This window comes from Kitasatospora sp. NPDC096128, from assembly GCF_040303105.1.
Classification (GTDB): domain Bacteria; phylum Actinomycetota; class Actinomycetes; order Streptomycetales; family Streptomycetaceae; genus Kitasatospora.
Genome location: NZ_JBEOSP010000044.1, coordinates 48989 through 75521, shown reverse-complemented (window position 1 = coordinate 75521; position 26533 = coordinate 48989). Strand labels below are relative to the sequence as shown.

General features: G+C 72.8%; 18 protein-coding genes. 6 read left to right on the top strand and 12 right to left on the bottom strand.

Annotated elements, in window-relative coordinates; all coding sequences use genetic code 11:
* Nucleotides 1-103: 103 nt before the first annotated feature.
* Nucleotides 104-2116, bottom strand: a complete 2013-nt coding sequence (locus ABTY61_RS34240) for a glycoside hydrolase family 6 protein (RefSeq protein ID WP_350509055.1) — start codon at nucleotides 2114-2116, stop codon at nucleotides 104-106.
* A 368-nt stretch (nucleotides 2117-2484) separates the two neighbouring features.
* Here ABTY61_RS34240 and ABTY61_RS34235 point away from each other — a divergent pair, with 368 nt between their 5' ends.
* The gene (locus tag ABTY61_RS34235) at nucleotides 2485-5472 is read left to right on the top strand and encodes a glycoside hydrolase family 48 protein (protein ID WP_350509054.1); all 2988 of its coding nucleotides are present in this window, start codon (nucleotides 2485-2487) and stop codon (nucleotides 5470-5472) included.
* 70 nt (nucleotides 5473-5542) lie between these two features.
* On the opposite strand, the gene ABTY61_RS34230 is transcribed toward ABTY61_RS34235, so the two are convergent.
* From ABTY61_RS34230 to ABTY61_RS34205, 6 genes are all read right to left on the bottom strand, one after another.
* Nucleotides 5543-8008 carry a glycoside hydrolase family 3 protein gene (locus tag ABTY61_RS34230; protein ID WP_350509053.1) on the bottom strand — a complete coding sequence of 822 codons (2466 nt, stop codon included), beginning with the start codon at nucleotides 8006-8008 and terminating at the stop codon, nucleotides 5543-5545.
* A 151-nt stretch (nucleotides 8009-8159) separates the two neighbouring features.
* Complete coding sequence (locus ABTY61_RS34225; protein ID WP_350509052.1) at nucleotides 8160-8951, bottom strand: PIG-L deacetylase family protein; 792 nt, start codon at nucleotides 8949-8951, stop codon at nucleotides 8160-8162.
* Nucleotides 8948-9895 carry a glycosyltransferase gene (locus tag ABTY61_RS34220; RefSeq protein ID WP_350509051.1) on the bottom strand — a complete coding sequence of 316 codons (948 nt, stop codon included), beginning with the start codon at nucleotides 9893-9895 and terminating at the stop codon, nucleotides 8948-8950. Before ABTY61_RS34220 ends, ABTY61_RS34225 begins: the two co-directional genes overlap by 4 nt.
* On the bottom strand, nucleotides 9892-11169 hold the full coding sequence (locus tag ABTY61_RS34215) for a sugar efflux transporter (protein ID WP_350509050.1): 1278 nt from the start codon (nucleotides 11167-11169) through the stop codon (nucleotides 9892-9894). Before ABTY61_RS34215 ends, ABTY61_RS34220 begins: the two co-directional genes overlap by 4 nt.
* Nucleotides 11166-12722, bottom strand: a complete 1557-nt coding sequence (locus ABTY61_RS34210) for an NAD(P)-binding domain-containing protein (RefSeq protein ID WP_350509049.1) — start codon at nucleotides 12720-12722, stop codon at nucleotides 11166-11168. Before ABTY61_RS34210 ends, ABTY61_RS34215 begins: the two co-directional genes overlap by 4 nt.
* A 49-nt stretch (nucleotides 12723-12771) precedes the next feature.
* Nucleotides 12772-13914 carry a radical SAM protein gene (locus tag ABTY61_RS34205; protein ID WP_350509048.1) on the bottom strand — a complete coding sequence of 381 codons (1143 nt, stop codon included), beginning with the start codon at nucleotides 13912-13914 and terminating at the stop codon, nucleotides 12772-12774.
* Nucleotides 13915-14295: 381 nt separating this feature from the next.
* Here ABTY61_RS34205 and ABTY61_RS34200 point away from each other — a divergent pair, with 381 nt between their 5' ends.
* Nucleotides 14296-15774: an endo-1,4-beta-xylanase gene (locus ABTY61_RS34200; RefSeq protein ID WP_350509047.1), complete on the top strand. Its 1479-nt coding sequence runs from the start codon at nucleotides 14296-14298 to the stop codon at nucleotides 15772-15774.
* A 121-nt stretch (nucleotides 15775-15895) separates the two neighbouring features.
* Here ABTY61_RS34200 and ABTY61_RS34195 read toward each other — a convergent pair whose 3' ends face one another.
* The gene (locus ABTY61_RS34195; protein ID WP_350509046.1) at nucleotides 15896-16906 is read right to left on the bottom strand and encodes a LacI family DNA-binding transcriptional regulator; all 1011 of its coding nucleotides are present in this window, start codon (nucleotides 16904-16906) and stop codon (nucleotides 15896-15898) included.
* Between the two features lie 206 nt (nucleotides 16907-17112).
* Here ABTY61_RS34195 and ABTY61_RS34190 point away from each other — a divergent pair, with 206 nt between their 5' ends.
* Genes ABTY61_RS34190 through ABTY61_RS34175 form a run of 4 tightly spaced genes read left to right on the top strand, consistent with a single transcriptional unit; the run spans nucleotide 17113 to nucleotide 22563 of the window.
* Nucleotides 17113-18405, top strand: coding sequence for an ABC transporter substrate-binding protein (locus tag ABTY61_RS34190; RefSeq protein WP_350509045.1), 1293 nt, complete (start codon nucleotides 17113-17115; stop codon nucleotides 18403-18405).
* Complete coding sequence (locus ABTY61_RS34185) at nucleotides 18402-19337, top strand: carbohydrate ABC transporter permease (RefSeq protein WP_350509044.1); 936 nt, start codon at nucleotides 18402-18404, stop codon at nucleotides 19335-19337. The genes ABTY61_RS34190 and ABTY61_RS34185 overlap by 4 nt, the downstream gene beginning before the upstream one ends.
* Nucleotides 19337-20155, top strand: a complete 819-nt coding sequence (locus ABTY61_RS34180; RefSeq protein WP_350509043.1) for a carbohydrate ABC transporter permease — start codon at nucleotides 19337-19339, stop codon at nucleotides 20153-20155. The genes ABTY61_RS34185 and ABTY61_RS34180 overlap by 1 nt, the downstream gene beginning before the upstream one ends.
* Nucleotides 20152-22563: a beta-xylosidase/alpha-l-arabinosidase gene (locus tag ABTY61_RS34175; RefSeq protein ID WP_502895476.1), complete on the top strand. Its 2412-nt coding sequence runs from the start codon at nucleotides 20152-20154 to the stop codon at nucleotides 22561-22563. The genes ABTY61_RS34180 and ABTY61_RS34175 overlap by 4 nt, the downstream gene beginning before the upstream one ends.
* A gap of 143 nt (nucleotides 22564-22706) precedes the next feature.
* Here the strand turns inward: ABTY61_RS34175 and ABTY61_RS34170 are convergent, their stop codons facing one another.
* The 4 genes from ABTY61_RS34170 to ABTY61_RS34155 all read right to left on the bottom strand — a co-directional run bounded on the left by ABTY61_RS34170 (nucleotide 22707) and on the right by ABTY61_RS34155 (nucleotide 26532).
* Nucleotides 22707-23288, bottom strand: coding sequence for a hypothetical protein (locus ABTY61_RS34170; protein WP_350509042.1), 582 nt, complete (start codon nucleotides 23286-23288; stop codon nucleotides 22707-22709).
* Between the two features lie 396 nt (nucleotides 23289-23684).
* Nucleotides 23685-24179, bottom strand: coding sequence for a universal stress protein (locus ABTY61_RS34165; RefSeq protein ID WP_350509041.1), 495 nt, complete (start codon nucleotides 24177-24179; stop codon nucleotides 23685-23687).
* A 13-nt stretch (nucleotides 24180-24192) separates the two neighbouring features.
* Nucleotides 24193-25449, bottom strand: coding sequence for an arsenic transporter (locus ABTY61_RS34160; protein ID WP_350509059.1), 1257 nt, complete (start codon nucleotides 25447-25449; stop codon nucleotides 24193-24195).
* Nucleotides 25450-25575: 126 nt separating this feature from the next.
* Nucleotides 25576-26532, bottom strand: a complete 957-nt coding sequence (locus tag ABTY61_RS34155; RefSeq protein ID WP_350509040.1) for a Gfo/Idh/MocA family protein — start codon at nucleotides 26530-26532, stop codon at nucleotides 25576-25578.
* Between the last annotated feature and the right edge of the window lies 1 nt (nucleotide 26533).

Sequence of the window (26533 nt, the reverse complement as noted above, 5' to 3'; positions counted from 1 at the left end):
GCGCTGCGCGCCCTGATGCTGGACACCCTATCCCCCACCAGGCCGCCCACCCCCCGGGGGGCCGGGGGGCGGGGGCCGCCGGCGCGGCCCCGGCCGGGTGAGGTCAGCTCGCGGTGCAGGTCAGCGACGGAGCGGTGTTGCCGCCCGAGTAGGTCGCCTGGAAGCCGAAGCTGGTGGTGGCGTTCGGCGCCAGAGCGCCGTTGTAGCCCTGGCTGGCGGCCGTCACGGCGGCGCCGCTCTGGGCGGTGGTGGCGTTCCAGCTGTTGGTGACCTGCTGGTTGCCGCCCCAACTCCAGCTGACCGTCCAGGACTTGGTGGCCGCGGTGCCGGTGTTGGCGACGGTCACGTTGGCCGTGAAGCCGCTGCCCCAGTCATTGGCGACCGCGTAGGTGGCGGAGCAGCCGCTGCTGCCCCCGCCGCCCGGCGCCGCGGCCGTGGTGGCGGTCACCGCGGCGGAGGCGGGGGAGGTGTTCCCGGCCGCGTCCTGCGCGGTGACGGTGTACCGGTAGGCGGTGGCGGGGGAGAGCCCGGAGTCGGTGTAGCTCGTGCCGGTCACGGTCGCGACCTTGATGCCGTTGCGGTACACCGAGTAGCCGGTCACGCCGGCCGGGTCGGTGGCGGCGGTCCAGCTGAGCGCGACACTGGTGCTGGTGGTACCGGTGACGGTCAGTGCGCCCGGCGCGGTCGGGCCGCCGGGGGTGCCGCCGGAGCCGTCGAACGCGGGGTAGGCGTTCTGGACCAGCTGCCGGAACTGGGCCGGGTACCACTGGCCCGCCGGAATGTTGGCGTCGGGCATGGAGTCGGTGGGGTAGGTGTTGCCGTTCCCGTCGGTCTGCGTGCCGTTCGGGTCGCAGTGCGGGTCGCCGTGGGGGTGGGTGGCGGACGGGTAGTCGCCGTCCGACTCACCCGGCGGCTTGACCCACAGGAACGCGATGATCGGGCTGCCCGCGCCGTACGGCAGGGACTGCGGGCGGGCCCCGATGCCGGCGCCGACGATGTTGCACCAGTCGCCGCGGAAGGGCTTCTTGTCGACCTTGTTGGCCGCGACGTACGCGTCCACCGTGGTGGGGCTGGAGTCGAGCGCGGTGGGCCGGGCCGGGCCGCCCCAGCCGTTGCGCGAGGTGTCGACCAGCATGCCGATGGTGCTCGGGAACCCGTTGGCCACCAGGGTGGAGTGCATCGCGGTGGCGAAGTGGTACTCGTCGAAGACCGGGTTGTACTGGTAGAAGTTCGCCGATTTCAGCGGCTGCCCGCCGACCGTGAGGTCCGGGTTGCCGAGGAAGGGCTCGTTGAGCGGCGTGGTGTTGGCGGTGTCGCTGACGAAGCCGTCGATGCTGGCGAACCCGGCGGTGGTGGCCTGGGCGACCTTGGCGTACTCCTTGCCCGCCGGGACCATGTTGGTGGACCAGCCGAGCCAGCCCGCGTGGCCGATGTCCAGGTAGTCGTACACGTTGGGGATCGCGTGCAGCTTGTTGAGCGCGTACTCGATGCCCGTCTCGTAGTACGGGGTGGCGGTGGCGCAGGCCGGCTTGGACTGGTTGGTCACCGCGTTGGGCAGCGAGTCCGGCTCGATGATGGCCGCGACCCGGAGCCCGGCGTACTTCGGGTTGGCCAGGACGGCCGCGATCGGGTCGATGTACTGTGTCTTGTACGTGGCCAACCCGGCATCGGTGGCCGGGAGTTCGCCGTTGGAGGCGATGGCGGCGCAGTCCCGGCCGGGCAGGTCGTAGATGACGACCTGGAAGACGACCGGCGTGCCCCCCTGCTGCTGGGCGAGTGCGTGGTCCAGGTGGGCCTGGAGACCGAGGCGACCGCCGTCCCCGGCGATCGCGCCGATGTGGTCCATCCAGACGGCGGTGGGGTTGGCGGCGACCTGGGTTTCGAGCTGGCTCAGAGCGCTGCCGTCGGTGGCGGCCTGGGCCTTGACCTCGGCCGTGTAGTCGGGGTTGAGGTAGCCGGTCGCACCGGCGAACGGGTTGGTGACGTGCTCGGCGGCCGCGGGGGCGGGGGCGGCCTGGGCGGGGGTGGCGGCTCCGATGCTCGGCAGCAGGCCGGTGGCGCCGAGCAGCGTGGCGGCTGCTGCCGTGCGCAGGCGACGCAGGACGGTATGGGACACGTCCGGGTCCTTTCGGATGGGTGGGTTCCTGACGGGGATCGCTGAGATCGGGTGGGAACGCGCCCAGTCGGGGCGCGGCGATCCCGTTCACATGAAGCCAGGGCATGAGAAATGCCGTCAATAGGTGCGGGAGCGCTCCCACGGGCCCGCTGTAAGTTACAGGGCGCCGGGCCGGGCGGCCCGCTGCCCCGGGCCGGGACTCCGCGCTGGTCGCCGCCGGTGCGCCGCCCCGGCGGGGCCGCCGGCCGGGGCCGACGGGCCCCGGGGTCGCTTCCCAAGCCGGGGACGCCACTTCACCATGACGCCACACCTCCGTCCACCGTGCACCCACCCGCGCGGCGGAACCCCACCCCTTTGGAGGACGTGCGATGCGAGGCAGAACCCTTCGGGCCGGGGGCAACCGGCTCACCATCACGGCGACGGCGACGGCGCTCGCGCTGGTCGGCGCGGCGGGCGGCGCCCTCACGGCACCTCCCGCCACGGCGGCCACCGGCCTGTCCTGCGGCGTGAGCTACGCCGTCGGCAACGACTGGGGCAGCGGCTTCACCGCCGACCTCACCATCACCGACACCGGCACCGCCCCCATCAACGGCTGGACCCTCGGCTACACCTACTCCGGCAACCAGACCCTCCAGAACGGCTGGAACGGCACCTGGACCCAGACCGGACACACCGTCACCGTCACCAGCCCCGGCTACGCCACTACCATCAACCCCGGCGCCACCTACACCACCAGCGCCAACTTCTCCTACAGCGCCCCCAACACCGCCCCCACCGCCTTCACCGTCAACGGCACCCCCTGCCGCGGCGCGAACCAGCCCCCGACCGTCTCGCTGACTTCCCCGGCCGCCGGGCAGATCTTCACCCCGGGCTCCACCGTGAAGCTGGCCGCCACGGCGGCCGACGCGGACGGTACCGTCGCGAAGGTCGACTTCTACGCCTCGACCGGGGCGGGCAACAACACCCTGATCGGCAGCGCCACCACCGCGCCCTACACCGTCGACTGGGCGAACGTGGCGGCGGGCGACTACTCGGTCACCGCCGTCGCCACCGACGACGCCGGGGCCACCACGACCTCCGCTCCGGTCGCGATCAAGGTGGCCGGTGCGAGCGTCCTGGTCAGTCCGGCCACGCTCGCCGTCCAGCAGGGGAGCAGCGGCACCTTCACCGTCGCGCTCTCCCAGGCGCCGACCGCCGACACCAAGGTGACGGTGGCGCGTTCGGGCAGTGACACGGACCTCGGCGTCACGTCCGGCGCCTCCCTCACCTTCACCCCCGCCAACTGGAACGTCCCGCAGGCCGTCACCGTCGCGGCCGGCACCGACGCCGCCCAGGTCGGCGGCACCGCCACCTTCACCGCCACCGCCGCCGGCTTCGGCTCAGGCGCCGTCACGGTGACCGAAGCGGCCAAGAGCTCGGGCTACGACCAGTACTTCCTGGACCTCTACAGCAAGATCAAGAATCCGGCGAACGGGTACTTCAGCCCCCAGGGCATTCCGTACCACTCGGTGGAGACCCTGATCGTGGAGGCTCCCGACTACGGCCACGAGACCACCTCCGAGACCTACAGCTACTGGCTGTGGCTGGAGGCCGACTACGGGCGCGTCACCGGCGACTGGACGGCCTTCAACAACGCCTGGACCAGCCTGGAGACCAACCTGATCCCCAGCCACGCCCAGCAGCCCGGCCAGAGCACCTACAACCCGGCCAAGCCCGCCACCTACGGCCCCGAGAAGGCTCAACCCGACCAGTACCCGGTCAAGTTGAACAGCAGCGTGCCGGTCGGCACCGACCCGCTCTCCGGCGAGCTGAAGAGCACCTACGGCACCCCGGACGTGTACGCCCCGGCCTGGCTGCTGGACACCGACAACAAGTACGGCTTCGGTCAGTGCGAGGACGGCACCAGCAAGCCCAGCCTGATCAACACCTTCCAGCGCGGCCCGGAGGAGTCGGTCTGGGAGACCGTGCCGCAGCCGGACTGCGACGTGTTCAAGTACGGCAGCAGCGGCTCCGGCTTCCTCAGCCTGTACAACGACGGCGGCGGCAACTACAGCAAGCAGTACAAGTTCACCGACGCGCCCGACGCCGACGCCCGACTGGTCCAGGCCGCCTACTGGGCGGAGCAGTTCGCCAAGTCGCAGGGCAAGAGCGCGGCCGTCACCGCGACCCTCGCCAAGGCCGCCAAGCTCGGCGACTACCTGCGCTACTCGCTCTACGACAAGTACTTCAAGCAGGCGGGCAACTGCCTCGGCGCCACCACCTGCCCGGGCGGCAGCTCCAAGGCGAACGAGCAACTCGGTCTGCTCACCTGGTACTTCGCCTGGGGTGGGGCAGCCGACGGCACCTGGTCCTGGCGGATCTCCGGTTCCGCCGCCCACCAGGGCTACCAGAACCCGATGGCCGCCTGGGTGCTCGCCAACGACCCCGGCCTGAAACCGCTCTCGCCGAGCGGTGCCACCGACTGGGCGGGCAGCCTGGACAAGCAGCTCCAGTTCTTCCAGTGGCTGCAGTCCACCGAGGGCGGCATCGCCGGCGGCGCCACCAACAGCTGGGGCGGGAACTACGGCGACGACGCCGCCCCGCCGGCCGGCGACCCGACCTTCTACGGCCTGTACTACGACTGGCAGCCCGAGTACCACGACCCGGCCTCCAACCAGTGGTTCGGGTTCCAGACCTGGTCGATGGAGCGGTTCGCCGAGTACTACTACGCCACCGGCGACACCCGGGCGAAGGCCATCCTCGACAAGTGGGTCCCGTGGGCGATGTCGGTCTCCAAGGCCGACCCGTCCACCGGCACCCTGACCACGCCCGACAAGCTCGCCTGGACCGGCGCGCCCGACACCTGGAGCGCCACCAGCCCCGGCGCAAACGCGGGCCTGCACGTCACCGCGAGCGGCAGCGCCACCGACGTCGGCGTGGCCGGCTCGCTCGCCAAGACCCTCGCGTACTACGCGGCCAAGTCCGGCGACAGCAGTGCCCAGAAGTTCGCCCAGTCCATCCTGGACACCCTGCACGCCAAGTACACCGACGGCCTGGGCTACTCGGCGGCGGAGACCCGCACCGACTACAGCCGCTTCACCCAGGCGTACTCGCCGACCACCCACTCGGGCCTGTACGTGCCCCCCGGCTGGACCGGCACGTACCCGGACGGCACCAGGATCAGCTCGGCCAGCAACACCTTCCTGTCCATCCGCCCCTGGTACACCAGCGACCCGCAGTGGTCCAAGGTGCAGAGCTACCTCGACGGCGGCGCCGCGCCGAGCTTCAACTACCACCGGTTCTGGGCCGAGGCGGACATCGCCACCGCCTTCGACACCTTCGCCCAGCTGTTCCCGACGGTGAACCCGGGCAGCTGAGCCCCGGCCCCCGACAGAGCCGGCCCCGGCTCCGCGTACGCACGCGGAGCCGGGGCCGGAAGCCGTGACCCTAGGGCAGGCACCAGGAGACGTCGGCGACCTCCAGCTCCGCCGTGCCGTCCGTGTAGAGCATGAACGGGACGGCGACGTGCCGCAGGTCCGTGCCGACCGCGGCCAGTTCGGCCAGCGGGACGGAGACGCTGGTCCAGGCCTGCGCCCCGGCCGCGCGCAGCCGGGCCGTCAGGTCGACGCCGGGCTGGGCCGGGAAGTCGTCGTGGCAGGCCAGGTAGAGCGGGGCGGAGGGCTGCCGGAGCACGCGCACGGCGAACCGCAGGTGCGCCCCGGCCGCCAGGTACCCGCGCAGGTCGGCGGGGAGCCCGGACGGGGACTCGGCGTAGACGAAGGCCGGGTTGCCCTTGAAGCGCAGCCGCAGGGCCGTGCCGTCCGGGGTGGGGAACGGCGTCGCATGGACGATCAGGCAGTCCATCGGCTTGTCGAGGCCGACGTCCTCCCGGGACCAGGTGTTGTGCCCGCCGACCCGCAGGCGGTAGGGGGTGCCCTCGGCGTCGAGGACGCGCAGGGGGCCGCTCACCCGCGGCGCCGGGGGCGCGGCGGCCGGGACGTGCAGCGGCAGCGGCTCGCCGGGCGGCGCCGGGTCGTGCAGGGACAGGCCGTGGCCCAGCGGGAACAGCGGGGTGCGACCGCCCTCCGGCGGGGTCTCCTCCTTCGGCACGCGGTAGTCCGGAAGGTGCGCGGGGAGGGCGTTGACGGCGCTGGCGTCGCGCGTCCTCGGCCAGGAGGAGGGCAGCCGGCCCTGGAAGTCGTGGGCGGGCGCACCGTCCTCCGCGGCGAACAGCACGTCCGTCACCCCCTGGGCGTACGGGCCCGGGAGCCAGGCGGCCACGAAGGCGTCCGAGAGGTTGATCTCCTCCGTGCAGTACAGCGGACGGCCGGTGAACAGCACGGTGACGGTGGGCACGCCCGCCGCGTGCAGCCGGCGGAGCAGCTCCAGGTCCCGCGCGTAGCTCTGTTTGAGGTCGGCGTAGCCGATCGAGCGCCACGGCCTGACGGTGCCGCGCATCTCCGCGTAGGCGTCCTCGCCGATGCAGACGATCGCGACGTCGTGCTCTTCCGGATCGGTGAGGGCCGGGGCCGGGTCCACCGTGCAGGCAGCCGGGCCGACGACCGCGCGGACGGCGTCGGCCATGGTGGTGCCGCCGGGCAGGTCGGTGCGGTCCAGGTCGTCGCCCTGCCAGGTGAGCGTCCAGCCGCCGCACTGCTTGCCCAGGTCGTCGGCCGCGCTGCCGGTGACGAGCACCCGGGCGGCCCGGGGCAGCGGCAGCAGCCCCGGGGTGTGCTTGAGCAGCACCAGGGACTTCCTGGCCGCCTCGCGGGCCAGCGCCCGGTGCTCCGGCGAGCCGATCACCACCGGGGCGCCCGGGCGGGTCAGCGACCGCTCGGCGGGCCGGGGCTTGTCCCACAGGCCGGCGCGCAGCTTGACCCGCAGGACGCGGGAGACCGCGTCGTCGATCCGCTCCTGCGGGATCACTCCGGCCCGGACCTGTGCCACGGTCGTGCGGTGGACGCTCTGCCAGGCCTCACGGCCCGCCACCATGAGCACGTCGAGGCCCGCGTTGATCGCGTACCCGGCGTCCCCGGCCGAGCAGCGCGAGACCTCGGCGTGTGCGTCCCAGTCGCTGATCACGATGCCGTCGAAGCCCAGGGCGTCCTTGAGCACGTCGGTGACCAGGTACCGGCTGCCGTGCACCTTGTGGTTGTAGGGCTCGCCGCCGCCCGGAGTGTGGTCGTAGTTGGCCGGGTCCTCCCAGCTGCTGAAGGAGACCATCACGCTCTGTGCCCCGGCCCTGATGCCGGCCAGGAACCCCTGGGCGTGGATGTCCCGCAGGACCTGCTCCGAGCAGTACGCGGTGCCGCGGTCGCGGCCGTCCGCCGTGCCGCCGTCGGCGATCCAGTGCTTGAGCGTGGCCAGCACCCGGTGGTCGGTGCGGAGCGCGGCGGCGTCGCCCTGCAGCCCCTCGACCATGGCCCGGCCGTAGGCGTGGCCGAGCGCCGGGTCCTCGCCGTAGCCCTCGTAGTAGCGGCCCCAGCGGCGGTCGCGCGGATTGGTCACGGTGGGGGCGAAGATCCAGTCCATCCCGGTGGCGGCGACCTCGCGGGCCGTGGCGGTGCCGATCCGGCGGATCAGGTCCGGGTCACCCGCCGCGCCGAGGCCGATGTTGTGCGGGAAGACCGTGGCGCCGTGGACGTTGTTGTGACCGTGGACGGCATCGGTGGCCCACATGAACGGGATCCGGAACGGCCGGCCCTGCCAGGCCTGCTCCGCGGCGGTCCAGAAGTGGTCCACCAGGTCGACCCAGTCCCGGACGGTGGCGTGCCGACGGCCGTGCGGCCAGATCCCGGCACCGTTCAGGGCCGATCCGATCTTGTACTCGCGGATGTCCTCGGCGGTGAGCTGGGCCAGTTCGGGCTGGACCAGTTGTCCGACCTTCTCCTCCAAGGTCAACTGGGCCACCATCGAGGCGATCCGATGTTCGATCACAGGATCGGGCGCGATGGCGGACGTCAGGCGGGGCCAGGCCGGCAGCGGTGCGAGTGCCGGGAGCGGGCTCCGCCCGCAGGGCGGCACCGTCCCCGGCGTGCTCTCTGGCATCGTCTCTTGCACGGTGTCACTCCGTTCCCGGCCGGGCGGGTGCCGGCGCGCTGATCCAGAACTCCTCGGTACGGGCCGCCAGTACGCGCTCCTGGAACGGCTCCGGGACGACCGGCCGGGTCTGCCCCGGGGCGAACAGTTCGACCTGGGTGCGGTGTTCACGCAGGGCGGCCCGCTTGATCGGCAGTTGCCCGGTGATGTCGACGGCGATCAGCCGCTCGGCGGCGCCGCTGCCGCCGGACGCCGGGTTCCGGTTGACGAAGGCGAACTCCTGCTCCGTCCGCTCGTCCCAGACCACGTAGCGGTAGACGGTCGGCGAGAGCTCCCGTTCGGCCAGGCAGCCGAGCACGGTCTCGCCGGTCAGCCGGTGGTCGGCGTTGAGCTCCCGCACCTCGTGCGGGAGGTAGACCTCGACTGCCCCCGGATGGGCGTCGAGCACCTCCAGGACCTTGGCGCGGAACGTCGTCAGGTGGTCGGCGAGGCGGGTGTCCGGGAAGTCGAGGAACCGTACGGCGTCCTCCGGCAGTCCCAGCGTCCGCGCGGCCGCCCGGGCCTCCCGGCGGCGGATCTCGCGCAGCTCGGCCGGGGTGGGGTCGGTGTGGATGCCGAGCACCGCGGAGTGCGACATGGCGCCGTCCGTGGCGAAGACCACGTGCACCCGGGTGCCCCCGGCGACCAGCCGGGCGATGGTGCCGCCGCAGGCGATCACCTCGTCGTCGGGATGCGGCGCGAAGACCAGTGCGGTGCCCTCGGAGCGCCTGGCGCGCAGGTGCCATTCGGTCCAGGTGCCCAGGAGCGGCGGAGTCATCTGCCGCTCCCCTCGGCGGTGGCCTGGTCCATCGCGCGGCTGACCGTCCCGAAGCGGTCGGTCACCGCTCCGTCGGCGAGCCCCCGGGAGCGCAGGAGGTCCTCGATCTCCTCGAAGTGGTGGTCGGGCACGAGTCTGGCCACCGGGGTGTCGAACTTCTCGGCGAAGTAACGGTAGTTGGCGGCCGCCGAGGCCATGTTGGACCGGTAGCTCTTGGGGTGGGGCACGTGCAGCGAGGCGGCGTCGCGGCGCAGGACGAACCGGGCGCCGGCGGTGTGCAGGCGGTAGCCGAGGTCGACGTCCTCGGCTCCCCAGGAGCGGTACGCCTCGTCGAAGCCGCCGACCCGGCGCAGTTGGGCCGTGTCCGCGGACACGTGGCACGTCCACCACATGAGCCAGGGCGCGGTGAGCGCGCCGAGCTCCTCGCCGTAGCGCGCGTAGTAGCTCTCCCGGAGGTCCGGCCACCGCTGTTGCTCGGTGAACCGGCGCAGGGAGGCGTCCGGGTCGGTGAAGTCGATCTCCCGGAGGATCTGCTCGCCGTCCTCGTTGCCCTCGTTGAAGCAGTGGACGTAGCCCATGACGGCGACCGGGTCCTCGGACCCGCCGTGGGCGGCGAGGTGCGCGGCGAGCGCACCGGAGTGCAGCAGGACGCCGGAGTCGACGAAGACGCAGATCCCGCCGCGGGCGTGGTGGATGCCGACGTTGCGGGCCGCGGCCACCCGGTAGCCCTGGTCCTCCTGGAAGAAGTAGCGCAGGTCGAGCCGGTCGTGCCGGTCGGCGACGGCCTCGGCGGTGTCGTCGGTGGAGCCGTCGTCGACGACGATCACCTCGAAGGAGCCACCGGGGGAGAGGCGTTGGCGGGCCAGCGAGTCCAGGGTGTGCCGCAGCAGGTGGGAGCGGTTGTAGGTGGGCACGATCACCGTGCAGTCGGGCGGCGCGCTCATGCGGCACTTCCTTCGGGGAGTCCGGTGGGTTCGGAGCTGCCCGGGCTCCCGGGCAGGAGGACCAGCAGCCCGGCGAGGGCGGTGAGGCCGGCGCACACCCAGAAGACCTGTCCGTAGCCCGTCCAGGTCGCGACCGTGCCGACCACCAGGCCGCCGAGGAACATGCCGGTCTTGAACGCGCTGGCGTAGAGCGAGGAGGCGGTGCCGGGGCGCCCGGGCAGGGAGTCCTGGAGCATCACGACGGGGATGTTCATCACCACCGCGGTCCAGAAGGCGTTGGGCAGTTGGAGGAGCAGGAGCAGGGTGCGGCTGTGCACCAGCGGCAGGACCGCGAAGAAGAGCGTCGCGCAGAGCGTGGCCAGGAGCAGCAGCCTGTTCTTGCCGATCCGGTCGGCCCAGACCCCGACCCCGATCATCAGCGGGATCTCCAGCACCGCGCCCAGCCCGAGCAGCAGGCCGGCGAAGGCGGTGCTCTGGTGGAGTTCGACGGTGATGCGCAGCGAGAGGTCGATCTGGTACATCATGTTGGCGCCCAGCAGCAGCACGATCGCCACGAGCAGCAGGCCGGAGCGCGGACCGAGTCCGGCGAGCAGCCCGCGCAGCCCGGGAGCGGTGTCGGCGGACCGGTCCTCCGGCGCCGGGCGGGGGAGCGCGGGCAGGCCCCAGCGGCAGACCGCCGCGGCGAGCAGGGACAGGCCGGCCGCGCTCGCGTAGAGCACCGCGAAGGACCACTGGGCGACCAGCCAGAAGGCGACCGGCGGGCCGACCACCCAGGCCAGCGAGGTGATCGAACGCTGGAAGCCGTTGAAGAACGGTGCGTCGACCTTTCTTTCCTCAGCCAACTCCCTGGTGTAGGCGAAGAGTTGCCCGAAGCAGGCACCGCCGAGGCCGAAACACACCAGGCCGGCCGGCAGCAGCAGGTAGTAGTCGCGAAGGACGGAGTAGCAGAGCGCCCCGGCCGCGTTGCACAGCGCCGTCAGCACCAGCACGGTACGGCGGTCGCGCAGCCGGTCGGAGACGACGCCCATGGCCAGGTCGGTGCCGATCTCGCCGACCGATCGGACGGCGAAGAACAGGCCGATCATCAGCGGGGTCGCCTGGACGGCGTCCGCCAGGAAGAGGCTGACGGTGGGTATCACGAAGGCGCCGGCCAGCCCGACCACGCCGTTGGCGGCGATCAGGCTCTGCACCGACCGGTCGGTGAGCAGGCGCCATCGGCCGACGGCCCGGGCCGGGGCGACGGGCGCGGGGCTCTCGACGGATTCCGCGGTCACGGCGTCGCCCCCCTCGGCCCGCTCTCCCGTTGCCGGTACGGCAGCCAGGGGGCCAGCTCGCGGCCGGCCGGGACGCGGGCGGCGGCGGCCAGGTCGTCCCGGTCGATCTCGGCCTCGGCGAGCAGGCGTGCGCGGACGTGCGCCGGCAGGGCCGCCAGGATGCGGTGCCGCAGGCCGGCGAGGTCCAGCCGGCCGTCGAGCACCGCCGGGATCGCCGTGGCCGGGCCGGGCCCCAGATTGGCGGGGTCCACCTGGCTGGAGACCACCGTCCAGTACGCGGCGAAGTCGACGGCCGGGTCCGGCAGGCTGTCGCTGAGCAGGCCCAGTCGGACGGTCTCCAGCCAGCAGTCGAGGTAGCGGCGGTCCTCCAGGGCTCCCATGTGGCGCTCGCACCAGTCGGCGCGGGCGCGGGCGTCGGGCAGCGCCGCCTTTCCGGTCAGGACGGAGACGACCCAGCCGGCCACCGCCTCGAAGTACGGGCAGGCCGTGCCGAAGGCCTCGGTGTCCACCGGGGTGTTGACCACGGCCAGGGTCGGGTCGTGGCGCCAGAAGTGGTGCTCGTACAGGTCCTGGCGGCGCAGCCCCTCGATGAAGCCGTAGTCGGGCATCCGGTAGCCGAGGCACAGCACCACGGCGTCGTAGTCGCGGCGGGAGCCGTCCGTGAACTCCACCGTGCCGTCCTCGGCGAAGCGCGCGAAGGCCGGCACCGGGTGCACGTCCCCGGCGTGGACCCGGGGGACGATCCGGTCGTTGACGTGCACGGCGCCGTGGAAGCCGGCCTCCGGCAGCAGACCGGTGGCCCGGTACATCGCCATGTACTCGGGGAGGAGCTCGGCCAGCCGGTCGAGGTAGACCGGGTACGGCAGCTCCTCGACGGCCACCCGGCCCGCGTACGAGAGCAGTGCGTCGTTGTAGGCGCCTCCGATCAGGCGCGGCAGGAAGAGCTGGCGGCGGCGCACCGACCAGTCCACGTGCGCGGCGGTGGTGCCGAGGTCGGCGGCGATGTCGGCGCCGCTCACGCCGCCGCCTACCACCAGCACCCGCCGGCCGGCGAAGCCCGTCGGTCCGCGGTACTCGGGCGCGGTGAGCACCTGGACGGGCGCTCCGGGGGCCGGCAGACGGTCCGGCAGCCGGGGGTGCCAGAGTTCGCCGTTGGCGACCAGCACGGCGTCGGCCCGCTCGGTGCGCTGCCGGCCGTCCGTCGTCCGGGTGGTGACCTGCCAGGAGCCGTCCGCCTTCGCGACCCGGACGACTTCGCTGCCGAAGGAGACGGCGTCGAGGAGTCCGTACCGGGCGGCGTACGAGCGCAGGTACTCCTGGACTTCGTGCTGCGCCGGGAAGGCGCCGGCGAAGCCGGGCGGGTGGTCGCTGAACGGCATGCTCATGCGTGAGCTCTGCATGCGCACCCCCGGGTAGGCGCCGCCGCCCGAGGGGTTCCAGATGCCGCCGAGATCCTCCAGCTTCTCGTGGCAGCTGACGTCGAGGCCGGCGGCGCGGGCCTGCCGTATGCAGGTGAGTCCCGCGGGACCGGCTCCGATCACGACTGTTCTCATCGCGGCTCCAGTCTCATGGATACGGAGGGACAGCTGAATTGACGCTCCATCAGATGAACGGGTCGAAGTCGTCGGACATCTCACGGTCCGTTCCGGTCGCGAGGGTGGCGATCTCCTGGTTGGAGGCGTGCCGCGCGCAGACGAACCGGCAGTCCCGGCTCGGGTCGATGACGCCGGTGTCGGCGGCGGCCCACATCTCGGCGAAGGTCGACTGCCCGATGTCGCCGATCCGGCCCTTGGGGTTGCCCCGGTGGTACGGGCAGACGAAGACGCCGGTCGGGGTGACGGTGGTGCGCAGTTCGGCGATCGAGCACCGGTGGTAGTCCTTCTCCTGGACGGTGTCCGATCTATGGCGCACGGCCTGCCAGTTGGAGGAGTGCAGGACGTGGAAGCCGTCGTCCTCCAGGCCGCGCAGCCGGGCGATCTGCTCCTCGACGAGCGCGATGGACTCGGGGCTCTGGTTGACGGTGTAGTGGTCCTCGTCGAGCATGGCCTTGACCTCGAAGTAGTCGCAGCCGATCTCCTTGGCGAGCACGCCGGCCTGGTACACCTCGGCGTAGTTGGAGTCGGTGACCTTGCCGTCCTGGTCGAAGCGCTGCATGAGCAGGAAGGAGTAGCCGAGCCGGCCGCTCTTCCGGGCGGCCAACGCCCGCATGTTCCCGATGACCTGCGGGAACGCGCTGTGCTTGCCCCGGCTGGGGCGGAAGGCGGAGTAGGTCTCGGCACTGCCGGCGTCGATCGACACCCGCACCCAGGAGAGCATGTCGGCGAGTTGGCCGAGGTAGCGGTGGATCTGGGTGCCGTTGGTCACCAGGCCGAGCTTGATGCCCGCCTCGTGGAGCACCTCGATCACCCGGCCGACGGAGCGGTGCAGCAGTGGCTCGCCGCCGCCGATCAGGATCACGGCGAGGACCTTGGAGTCCGCGAGTTCGTGGGCGAGTTGTACGACGCGGTCCTGGCCGATCTGCCCGTGGTGCAGCACTTGGGAGGAGATGCACTCCGGGCAGGCCAGGTCGCAGACGGTGGTCGGGTCGAGGTCGACCACGAGGGGGGAGGCCAGTCGCCGTCCCCGTGCGACGTCGATGACGGCGGGGAGGACGGATCGTTGGTGGAGCTTGCCGACGAGGTCGAGATTGCGCTCGACGAAGCGGGTGCCGACGGTGTCGCCCAGCTGGGTGCGTGGCTCGTCCATAGGGATTCATCTCCTGTCCGGAGCCGATTGGGAGCGCTCCCACCGTAAAGGTGTGAGGATGCCGTGGGGAGAGTGGAAGCGCTTCCGGTGAAGCTAGCCCGGCCCGGGGTGCCGAGTCAACGAATCCGACCGGGGGCATTCCGCATGCTGGACGCAGGCGGGGTGCCCAGAAGTTTCCGAAACATCGTCGAAACATTCAACCGCGTATTGACGCGTCCCATACACAGCGAGTTACCTAGCGGCGGGAGCGCAATCCACCGCTGCGATGCTCCCGCCCCCCGAACCGACGGCTCCACCACCGTCCTCACCCGTGCGGCAAGGCCCGCCGGCCACGCGGGTGTTCACACCCCACCCCCCCACGGACGACCCCGGAGGTCGACCATGCCTCTTCGCAGGATCCTGATCGGAATGCACCGCGCCTGGACCGCCGCCCTGGCCCTGGCGTTGGTGCTCGCGACCGGCGCGCTGGCCGCGGCCACCCCGGCCGCGGCGGCCGACGGCACTTTGAGGGCGGCCGCGGAAGCGAAAGGCCGCTACTTCGGCACCGCGATCGAGCGCGGCGACCTCAACGTCCCCGGCGAGGTCGCCGTCGCCGGAGCGCAGTTCGACATGCTCACCCCGGCCAACGAGATGAAGTGGGACGCCGTCGAACCGTCCCGCGGCTCGTTCGACTTCGGGCCGGGCGACCAGCTCGTGCAGTTCGCCAAGTCGAAGGGCATGCGGGTGCGCGGCCACAACCTGGTGTGGCAGAACCAGCTCCCGGGCTGGGTCTCGAACCTGCCGCAGAACCAGGTGCGCTCCGCGATGGAGTCGCACATCACCGCCGAGGCCGGGCACTACAAGGGCCAGGTCTACGCCTGGGACGTGATCAACGAGCCCTTCAACGGCGACGGCTCCTTCGTCCCGCACGTCTTCTACCGAGCGATGGGCGTCGACTACTTCGCCGACGCACTGCGCACCGCGCACGCCGCCGACCCGGGGGCGAAGCTCTACATCAACGACTACAACATCGAGGGCGTGAACGCGAAGAGCGACGCCCTCTACCGCCTGGCCCGGTCGCTGCTCGCCCAGGGGGTGCCGCTGGGCGGCATCGGTCTGGAGAGCCACTTCGTCCTCGGCCAGGTCCCCTCCGACCTCCAGGCCAACATGCAGCGGTTCGCCGACCTGGGTCTGGACGTGGCCGTCACCGAACTGGACGACCGGATCCAACTCCCGGCCTCCGGCGCGGCGTTGCAGCAGCAGGCCAACGACTACGCGGCGGTGGTCCGGGCCTGCCTGGCCGTCTCCCGCTGCGTCGGGGTGAGCCAGTGGGGCGTGGACGACGCCCACTCCTGGATCCCCGGGACCTTCCCGGGGACGGGCGCGGCCACCATGTACGACGGCAACGACCAGCCCAAGCCGGCCTACTCCGCGGCACTCTCCGCGCTCGGCGGTTCGAGCAGCCCCGGCGGCGGTGGCACCGGTACCACGGGCGCACTGCGCGCGGCCGGCGCCGGCAAGTGCCTCGACGTGCCGAACGGTTCGACCACTCCGGGCACCCAGGTGCAGGTCTACAGCTGCTGGGGCGGGAGCAACCAGGTCTGGACCCACACCTCGGACGGTCGGCTCAGCGTCTACGACGGCACCAGCCGGCTGTGCCTGGACGCCTCCGGGCAGGGTGCCGCCAACGGCACCAAGGCGGTCGTCTGGACGTGCAACGGCCAGGCCAACCAGCAGTGGAGCGTCAACGCGGACGGCACCGTCACCGGCGTCCAGTCCGGCCTGTGCCTGGACGTGACCGGCGCCTCCACCGCCGACGGGGCCCTGGTCCAGCTGTGGAGCTGCAGCGGCGGCGGCAACCAGAAGTGGACCCTCGGCTGACGGCACGCACGACAACACGCATGACGGCACGGCAGTAGTGCGGCCGGACGGCACCGGGTTTCCCGGGCCGTCCGGCCGCACAGCCTTTCCCAGCGCCGGTCCGGCCCGCCCGGCGGCTCCGTCAACCGGCCGTGCGCGGTGGGGCCGTGCTGCTGCGCTCGACCAGGCGGGTGGCCAGGTCCACCCGGAGCGTGCCGGGCTGCACCCCCCGGGCCAGGTCGATCACCAGGCGGGTCGCCGTCTCGGCCATCTCGGTCAGCGGCTGGCGCACGGTGGTCAGCGGCGGACCGACCCAGCGGGCCAGCGGGAGGTCGTCGAAGCCGACCACGCTGAGGTCCTCCGGGATGCGCAGCCCCAGCTCGCGGGCGGCCTCGTACAGGCCGAGCGCCTGGAGGTCGTTCCCGGCGAACACGGCGGTCGGGCGGTTCGGCAGGCGCAGCAGTTCCAGGCCGAGCCGGCGCCCGGACTCGTGGTGGAAGTCGCCCTCGCGGACCAGCTCCCGGTCGTACGGGAGGCCGGCCATGTCGAGCGCCGCCCGGTAGCCGTCGGCGCGGGCCCGGCTGCACATCATCCGGGCGGGGCCGCCGATCAGGCCGATCCGGCGGTGGCCGAGGTCGAGGAGGTGCCGGGTGGCGGCGAGGCCGCCGTCCCAGTTGGTGGTGCCGACGGCGGGTACCTCCTGACCGGGGTCGCCGGCCGGGTCCATCACCACGAAGGGGATGTCCCGGCGGGCCAGTTGCTCGCGCAGGGCGCGGTCCAGGTCGGAGAGCACCAGCACCACGCCGGTGGGGCGGCGGGCGAGCACCCCGTCCACCCAGGACTGCCCGGGGCCGTGCCGCTCGGCGGACTCGGAGAGCACGATGCTCAGGCCCTCCTCGCGGACGGCGTTCTCGACGCCGCGGATCACCTCCACCGCCCAGGCGCTCTCCAACTCGTGGAAGACCAGTTCCAGCAGCGGGCTGGTCTGGCGGTTGCCGCGCCGCCGCCGGTAGCCGTACTGCTGGAGCAGCGCCTCCACCCGCTCCCGGGTGGCCGGGGCGACGTCGGCGCGCCCGTTCAGGACTTTCGAAACTGTCGGTGCCGAGACCCCTGCCTGCTGTGCGATCTCGGCGAGCGTGGCCGCTCTGTCCACGGGTTCCTCCTGCACTGCCCCTGCTGGGCGAACGCCGTCGTGGGTGGCTGTCGGTACGGCCGCGGGCGGGCCGTACCGCACGGATGCTAGCCCGCCGGCCCGCCGGCGCCGATCCCGTCCGTGCTCTTGACGGGCAGTCAGGGCAGTTCTAAGTTTCCCACAACATTCGGCAACTTGCTCAAAACATTCGAAACAGAGGGCAGGATATGCGATCCAGACTCGCCGCGGTCACCGCGGTCACCGCACTCGTCCTGGGGACGTCCGCCGCCTGCGGCTCCAGCGACTCCTCCTCCGACGCCGGAGCAGGCACGATCCACGTGCTGGTCTACGGGGACGCCGGCAACAAGGTCGAGAAGCAGATCGTCGAGACCTTCAACAAGACCTCCAAGGTCAAGGCGGTGCTCGACACCGTCCCCGGTGCGGACTACCAGCAGAAGCTCCAGACCGTGATCAACAGCTCGCGGGCCCCCGACGTGTTCTTCAACTGGGGTGGCGGCTCCATCCAGCCGTTCGTCAAGGCGGACCTGCTGCTCCCGCTGGACGACTTCATCGCCAAGGACCCGGGCCTCAAGGACAACTTCCTGCCCTCGGTCTTCAACTCGGCGGTGATCGACGGCAAGGCGTACGGGGTGCCGATGCGCGGTACCCAGCCGGTGCTGCTGTTCCACAACAAGAAGGTGCTCGCCGACGCCGGGCTCACCCCGCCGAAGACCTGGGACGAGCTGGTGGCCGCCACCAAGGCGCTGAAGGCCAAGGGCGTCACCCCGATCTCGCTCGGCGGCGGCGACCAGTGGCCCACCATGATGTGGTTCGAGTACCTCTACGACCGGATCGCCGGCCCCGGCCTGTTCCAGAAGGCCCTCGGCGGCGACCGGGAGGCCTGGGCGAGCGAGGACAGCCGCAAGGCACTGGACACCCTCAAGCAGCTGGTCGACTCCGGGGCCTTCGGGAGCACCTACGACTCCGTGAAGTTCACCGACGGCGGCTCCCCGGCCCTGGTCGCCAAGGGCAAGGCCGCCTTCGAGCTGATGGGCTCCTGGTACTACTCCACCCAGCAGGACGCCAACCCGGACTTCGCCAAGTCCGGCCTCGGCTACAGCGCCTTCCCGTCCCTCAGCGGCGGCAAGGGCGACCCGGCCGACGTCGTCGGCAACACCAACAACTTCTACTCCGTGCTCAAGAAGACCAAGCACCCGGAGGCCGCCGCGGCCTTCCTCAAGCTGATGTACTCCGAGGACTTCGTGAAGGCCCAGTTGGCCATCGGCAACCTGCCGACCACCACCAACACCCTCGACCACCTCGACCTCTCCGCCAGCCCCGGCTACTCCAAGGACCAGTACCAGCTGGTCAAGGCCGCGCCCTCGTTCCAGCTCTCCTGGGACCAGGCCTACCCGCCGAGCGCCATGACCCCGATGCACACCGCCGTCCAGCAGTTCTTCGACGGCAGGCTCGACGCCGACGGCTTCATCAAGGCCATGCAGGCCTTGCCGACCTCATGACCAGCCTGGCGACGAGCCGGGGGGCGGCCGGCCGTGCGGCCCGCCGCACGCGCCCCGGCGCGGGGGCGACCCGCCCGGGCTTCGTCTGGGCCCTCCCGGCAGCCGTGTTCTTCCTGTTGTTCGCGCTCACACCGCTGCTGCTGGTCGTCGTGCTCTCCTTCACCAGCTGGGACGGCATCGGCGAACCGCGCTTCAACGGCCTGGACAACTGGACCGCCCTGATCCACGACCCGGTGATGCTCCAGTCCATCTGGACCACCCTGCTGCTCACCGTCCTCGGCGTGGTGACCCAGACACCGGTCAGCATCCTGCTGGGCGTCTGGGCCGCCGGCCGACAGCGCAACCGGGCCGTGCTCTCGGCGATCTACTTCGTGCCGCTGCTGCTCTCGGCGACCGCCGTCTCCGTGGTGTGGCGGGCCGTGCTCGACCCCAACTTCGGCGTACCGGCCGAGCTCACCTGGCTGTTCGGAGACGGCAACCTGCTCGGCACCAGGAGCGGCGCGATCGGCGTGCTGACCTTCGTCGGCGTCTGGCAGTTCACCCCGCTGCACGCGCTGATCTACCAGGGCGGGGCCCGGGCGATCCCCCAGGTGCTCTACCAGGCCGCGGCGGTCGACGGCGCGGGCCGGGTGCGGCAGTTCTTCCACATCACCCTGCCGCAGCTGCGCAACACCGTCATCACCTCGATGATCCTCATGGTGGTCGGCGGCCTGACCACCTTCGACACGGTGCTGATCCTCACCCAGGGCGGCCCCGGCAACGACACCACCGTGACCGCCTACTACATGTACCAGAAGGCCTTCAAGGGCTTCGACTTCGGCGTCGGCTCGGCGATCGCGCTGGTCCTGGTGGTCGTCGCCACCCTGATCTCGCTGGTAGTGGTCCGGGTCTCCGGCTACGACAAGATGCGCGGCACCACGGAGGGCCTGTGATGCGCCGACGCCCCAACGTCCTCGCCGGGTTCGGCTCGCTGGTCTGGCTGGTGCTGGTCGGCCTGCCGCTGTACGTGCTGCTGATCGCCACCTTCCGCACCCGTGCCGACTACTCCACCGAGGGCCCGCTCGGCCTGCCCGCCCAGTGGACCGTGCAGAACTACCTGACCGACCTCTCCAGCGGCTTCGGCCAGGACTTCCTCAACACCCTGACCGTCACCGCCGGTGTGGTCGCCATCGTGCTGCTGGTCGTCCCGCCGCTCTCCTACGCCATCGTCCGCGCCCGCGGCCGGGCGACCGGCTGGGTGTTCCGGCTGTTCCTGCTGGGCCTGGCGATCCCCGCCCAGGCGGTGATCGTGCCGATGTTCTACGTCATCAGCAAGACCGGCCTGTACGACCACCTGATCGGCGTCATCCTCCCGACCGCGGCCTTCTGCCTGCCGGTCTGCACCCTGGTGCTGACCGGCGCGATGCGCGACATCGGCCCCGAGCTGTACGAGGCGATGGCGATGGACGGAGCCTCCCCGGCCCGGGTGTTCCGGCAGCTGGTGCTCCCGATGTCCAAGGGCGGACTGGCCTCGATCACGGTCTTCGCCGCCCTCCAGGCCTGGAACGGCTTCCTCTTCCCGCTCATCCTCACCCAGTCCGAATCCACCAAGGTCGTCACCCTCGGCCTGTACGAGTTCCAGACCGAACACGGCGTCGACGTCCCCGGACTGCTCAGCGCCGTCGTGCTGTCCATGCTCCCCGTCCTCGTCGTCTACCTGTTCGCCCGCCGCGCCCTGGTCCAGGGCCTGACGGGGGTCGGAGGAAAATGAACGACCACCGCAAGCCCGCGCCCGGGCTCGGGCCCCTGACCGAGCCCGCCTCCGAGGCCGCATGGCACGACACCACGCTCACCCCGCAGGCCCGGGCCGACGCCCTGATCGCCGCGATGACCCTGCGGGAGAAGACCGCCCAACTGGTCGGCGCCTGGGTCGGCGCCGACCCGGACGGCGAGGAAGTCGCCCCGCACCAGCACGAGATGGCGCCGCCCCCCGACCTCGACACCCTGCTGCCCTTCGGACTCGGCCAGCTGACCCGGCCGTTCGGCACCGTCCCGGTCGACCCGGCGCTGGGCGCGCTCTCGCTGCTGCGCACCCAGCAGCGGATCGTCGCCGCCAACCGCTTCGGCATCCCGGCCCTGGCCCACGAGGAGTGCCTGGCCGGCTTCGCCGCCTGGGGGGCCACGGCGTACCCCGTCCCGCTCTCCTGGGGCGCCGCCTTCGACCCCGGGCTGGTCCGCAGGATGGCCGCTGCGATCGGCCGCGACATGCGGTCCGTCGGCGTCCACCAAGGGCTGGCCCCGGTGCTCGACGTGGTCCGCGACGCCCGCTGGGGGCGGGTCGAGGAGACCATCGGCGAGGACCCGTACCTGGTCGGTACCATCGCCACCGCCTACGTCCAGGGCCTGGAGTCGGCCGGGATCGTCGCCACCCTCAAGCACTTCGCCGGGTACTCCGCCTCCCGCGCCGGACGCAACCTGGCCCCCGTCTCGATGGGCCCGCGCGAGCGCGCCGACGTCATCCTGCCGCCCTTCGAGATGGCCGTGCGGGAGGGCCGCCCGCGCTCGGTCATGCCCGCCTACACCGACACCGACGGCCTCCCCTCCGCCGCCGACCAGGCCCTGCTCACCGGACTGCTCCGGGACACCTGGGGGTTCACCGGCACGGTCGTCGCCGACTACTTCGGGATCGCCTTCCTCGCCACCCTGCACGGCGTGGCCGAGGACCGCTCCGACGCCGCCGGGCTCGCCCTGGCCGGGGGAGTCGACGTCGAACTGCCGACCGTCGACGCCTTCGGACAGCCGCTGTTCGACGCGGTCGTGGCGGGCAGCGTCCCGGAGCGGCTGATCGACCGGGCGCTGCGCCGGGTCCTGGTCCAGAAGGCCGAACTCGGGCTGCTGGACGCGGACTGGAACCCCGTCCCGGCCGTCCTCGCCGACGCCGACCCGGGCGACCCGGCGGCGCTGCGCGGCCTGGTCGACCTGGACCGGCCCGCCAACCGCGCCCTCGCCACCGAGCTCGCCGAGCAGGCCGTGGTGCTGCTGCGCAACGACGGCCTGCTGCCGCTGCGCAACCCCGCCCGGATCGCGCTGATCGGCCCGAACGCCGAGGAGCCCACCGCGGTGCTCGGCTGCTACTCCTTCCCGGTGCACGTGGGCAGTCAGCACCCCGGGACGCCGCTCGGCCTCGAACTCCCCACCCTCCGCGAGGCGTTGGCGGCGGAGTTCACGGGCGCCGAGCTGCGCACGGTGCTCGGCGTGACGGTCGACGGCGAGGAGACCGCCGGCCTTGCCGAGGCGGTCGAGGCCGCCCGGTGGGCCGATGTGGTGGTGCTCGCCCTCGGCGACCGGGCCGGGCTGTTCGGGCGCGGCACCAGCGGCGAGGGATGCGACGTCGAATCGCTCGAACTGCCCGGCAAGCAGCGGGAATTGCTGGAGGCGGTGCTGGACGTCGGGACTCCGGCGGTGGTCACCCTGCTGGCCGGGCGGCCGTACGCGCTGGGCCGCGCCGTCACCGAGGCGGCCGGGATCGTCCAGTGCTTCTTCCCCGGCGAGTCCGGGACGACGGCGCTCGCCGGGGTGCTCAGCGGCCGGGTCAACCCGTCCGGGCGGCTGCCCGTCTCCGTCCCCGCGCACCCCGGCGTCCAGCCCTCCACCTACCTGGCCGCCCGGCTGGCCCAGGCCGGCGGGGTCTCCAGCACCGACCCGACTCCGGCCTTCGGTTTCGGCCACGGGCTCGGCTACAGCGAGTTCAGCTGGTCCGCCCTGGCGGTGGCGACCGCCGAGACGGGCACCGACGGAGCGTTCCGGCTGGCCTTCGAGCTGCACAACACCGGCACCCGGGCGGGCACCGAGGTGGTGCAGCTCTACCTCCACGACCCGGTGGCCTCCGTCGTCCAGCCGGTGCAGCGGCTGATCGGCTACCGGCGGATCCCGCTGGACGCCGGAGCGGGCTGCCGGGTGGAGCTGACCGTCCCCGCCGATCTGGCCTCCTTCACCGGCCGCGACGGCCGGCGGGTCGTCGAGCCCGGCGCCCTGGAACTGCGGATCGCCGCCTCCAGTACCGACCACCGGCTCACCGCGACGCTGCGGCTCACCGGCCCGGTCCGCCCGGTCGACCACACCCGCCGGCTGCACCCGATCGTCACCGTCCACGCGCTCGCGCCGACCGGCGCACCGTAACGGCGGGTGCCGCACGGCCGGTCCCGCCACCGTGGCGGGACCGGCCGTGCGGCCGTGTTCAGCTGCGCGGGGTCCGGAGCCGGTTGCCCGCGCCCGAGCAGGCCGACATCATCCCGCCGCGCCCTCGACCGCTCCCGAAGGGGTCAGGTGCACCAGAACAGGAACGGCTTGCAGGTCGCCGTCGCGGAGGGTGAGGGGGAGGGTGCGGTCGGGCTGGGGGAGTGCCCCCCGGTGGTCGGCGCCGCGGTGGGTGGCGCGGGCTGGGGGGCGGTCGACGCGGCCGGGCGTGACGGGGCGGCGGTCGTCCGCGACGCGCTGGGCCGGGCGCTGGTGGCCGAGGGCTGTGCCGGGGCGCTCGCGGTGCCCGGCGCGGTCGGCGTCGTCGTGGGGGTGCGCGCGGAGCCGGGCGCGGACGGCGTGGCCGTCGACGCGGGCGCCGTCGTCCCGCCCGGCGGGAGCGGGACCGCCGAGCCGTCGCCCTCGCCGAAGGCCACCACCGCGGTGGTCAGTCCGCCCGCCACCACGCCGAGCGCGACCAGGCCGAGCAGGGCGCCGCGCCGCCGGTTCGATCGCCGCCGGGCCCGCCGGGGCGCGGGCGCCGCGGTGGCCGGGGCCGCGGCCGGGCGGACCGGAGCCTGCTGCGGGAGCGCCTCTGCGGGCCGCCCGCAGCCGGGGCAGGAGAGGGCGCCGTTGAGGTGCCGCTGGCAGAACGTGCAGTAACTCATTCGATCTTCCGTAAGGTGCCCGTGTGCCGCGACGGGTGTCTGCGGAGCCTATGCAGGTCCGCCCCCGTCGCGACAGCGGTCCGGCGCGGGGCTTCTGCGGAGATCACGTGTACCTCGGGTGTGCGCGACCGGCTGTGCGGGCGCCCCGAGCTGCGGCGGAAGGGTGCATGCCCTCCGTCCGAGTGAGTGAAATAACCGCTCCGCGTTGACGGCACAGCACCGTGCAGTCATATCCGGCCGACCAGCTGCGAACACGCCGTGGAAGCCGGTGCCGCAGGCGCCCTGACCCGGGCGGGCGGGCGCGGGCGGGCGGGCGCGGTTCGCGGGCCGGCTCAGTCGATCACGGGACCGCCTCCGGCTCTTCCCACCCGAGGCCGGACGCCGGGCACCGAACGCCTACCGGTGCCGGTGCGGCGGAGGAGGGGGCAGGGTCTCGGCCCCCGGCGCCGGCTCCGGCCAGACGAGCAGGACGGGGCAGGGGGCGTGGTCGACGACGAAGCGGGTGGCGGGGCCGAGGCTGTGGGGCCCCAGCCGGGTGCGGTCGCCGTCCCGGGCCAGGACCAGCAGCTCGGCCCCCTCGGCCGCCGTGACCACCTCGCGTTCGGTGCGGCCGGTGCGCTCCAGCCGGGTGCAGGGGCGGCCGAGGCGGTCGGCGGCGGCGTCCAGGAGGTGCCGGGCGGAGGCGGCGGCGAGGCGCTCCACCTGGTCGCCGGGGTCGCGTTCGCGGTGGCCGCGCCCCAGCAGGCCGGCGAAGGCGCCGTGCGCGACGCCGGGCACGTCCTGGCCGCTGACGTGCAGCAGGACGAGCTCCGCGCCCTGCGGCGCGTGGACGCGGGCGGCGTCCACACAGGCGGGCCAGGTGCCTTCGGCGATCCAGACGACGACGGTCACGGTGTCGGCCTCCTCAAACTCCGATGATCTGCAGGGACCCCCACAGTGCCACCACGGAGACCGTCAGGGCGGCGGGTACCACGAGCAGCCCGAGCCGGGTGAACTCGCCCAGGCCGATCTCGGTGTCGTGCTCGCGGACGATCCGCCGCCACAGCAGGGTGGCCAGCGAGCCGGCGTAGGTGAGGTTGGGGCCGATGTTCACCCCCAGCAGCACGGCCAGGACGGCGCCGGAGCCGGAGGGGACGGCCAGCGGGAGCAGCACCAGGGTGGCGGGCAGGTTGTTGATGACGTTCGCCAGGACGGCCGCCAGCGCCGCGACGCCGAGCAGGGCGGGCAGCGAGCTGCCGCCCGGGAGGAGGTGCCCGAGCGCGGAGGCCAGCCCGTTGTCGACCACCGCCCGGACCACGATGCCGAGCGCGAGGACGAAGGCCAGGAACGGCACGGCGGCCGAGCGGACGATCGCCGCCGGGGAGGTGCGGCGCCGGGCGAGCGCCCGGACGGCCAGCACCAGGGCGCCGGCCGCGGCCGCCCAGGCCGGATCGACCCCGACGACCGAGGTCAGCACGAAGCCGGCCAGCGTGCCCGCCACCGTGAGCAGCGCGAACAGCGGCATCTCCGGTACGGCCACCTCGGCGTCGGCCGCGGTGCCCGCGTCCAGGTCGGCGGCGAAGTAGCGGCGCAGCACCACGTACTCCACCGCGACGGCCGCCAGCCAGGGCAGCGCCATCAGGGCGGCGAAGCGGGTGAAGCTGAGCCCGCTGGCGGCGAAGGCCAGCAGATTGGTGAGGTTGGAGACCGGCAGCAGCAGCGAGGCGGTGTTCGACAGGTGGGCGCAGGCGTACAGGTGCGGCTTGGGGCGGGCACCGAGCCGGGCCGCCGTGGCGAACACCACCGGCGTCAGCAGCACCACGGTGGCGTCCAGGCTGAGTACCGCCGTGATCACCGACGCGACGACGAACACCTGGGCCAGCAGCCGCCGCGGACTCCCGGCCGCGGTGCGGGCCATCCAGGCCCCGCAGGCGCGGAACAGCCCCTCGTCGTCGCACAACTGCGCAAGCACCAGCACGGCCGCCAGGAACCCGATCACCGGCCCGAGCCGCTGCGCCTCGGCCACCGCGTGCGCCCACGGGATCGCGCCGGTGGCGACCACCAGCCCCGCGGCCGGCACCGCGACCACCGCCTCCGGCCACCCCCACGGCCGGGCCACCGCACAGACCAGCACCAGGACCAGCAGGCCGACGGACAAGGCTTCGGCGAACGACGTACTCAGGGTCCTGCTCCTTGCAGACGGCGGTGACGACGGTGGCGACGCCCCCTATCGAATCAGAGCTTCCCGGATCGCGGCAGGTCGGGCCGGGTGCCGGGGAGCCGAACCGGGGCCGGCCGGTGTCGGTCGTCAGCCGCCTCCTGCAAGGTGGCCGCGGACGGCGTCCAGGGTGGTCGCGATGAGGAGTGACTGCGCGAGCGGGACGAGGTGGGCGGTGGTGTCCCCCCGGGCGGCGGAGTCCACCGCCTCGACCATCAGGCGGTAGGGGTTCTGGGCCGGGTAGTGGCGCCGGTCCGCGCCGGTGGCGGTGAGGTCGCTGGCGGCGGAGCCGGCGCAGTAGGCCGGTGGGGCGAGGGTGATCGAGCCGTCCGTGCCGGTGGCGGTGAAGGTCTCGGACACGGCGCCGACGAGCGAGCAGCCGACCTCGGCCGTTCCCCGGCCGGGGAACTCCAGCAGGACGCGGGTGGCCGAGTCGGCGGAGCCGGGTTGCCAGTGGTCCTGCTCGGCCCGGAGAACGTTCGGCGCGCGCCAGCCGAAGGCGGCGAGTGCGGCGGAGACGGCGTAGTAGCCGACGTCGTAGAGGGCGCCGCCGCCGAGGGCGGCGTCGCGGCGGTAGTTGCCGGGGGCGGGGGCGAGACCGTCGAACCGGGCGGTGACGGAGCGGACGGTGCCGATCGCGCCGCGGGCGATCAGGCCTTCGAGGTCCCGGGTGCGCGGGTGCCAACGGTTCCAGGCGGCCTCGACGAGCAGCCGTCCGGTGGCCCGGGCCGTGGCGGTCATGGCGGCGACCTCGGCGGCGGTCAGCCCGAGCGGCTTCTCGCACAGCACGTGCTTGCCCGCGCGCAGGGCGCGTTCCACCCACGGGCGGTGAGCGCTGTTGTGGAGCGCGATGTAGACGATGTCGACGGCCGGGTCGTCCAGCAGGTCCCCGTAGTCGGGGTACACCCGCGCCGGGTCGAGGGCCCGGGCCCGTCGCGCGTCGGTCGCGGCGACGGCGTGCAGGCGCGGGCCGTGGGCCGCGTGCACGGCGGGGGCGAGGCTGGAGGCGGCGATCGAACCGGCGCCCAGGAATCCCCAGTTGGCCATG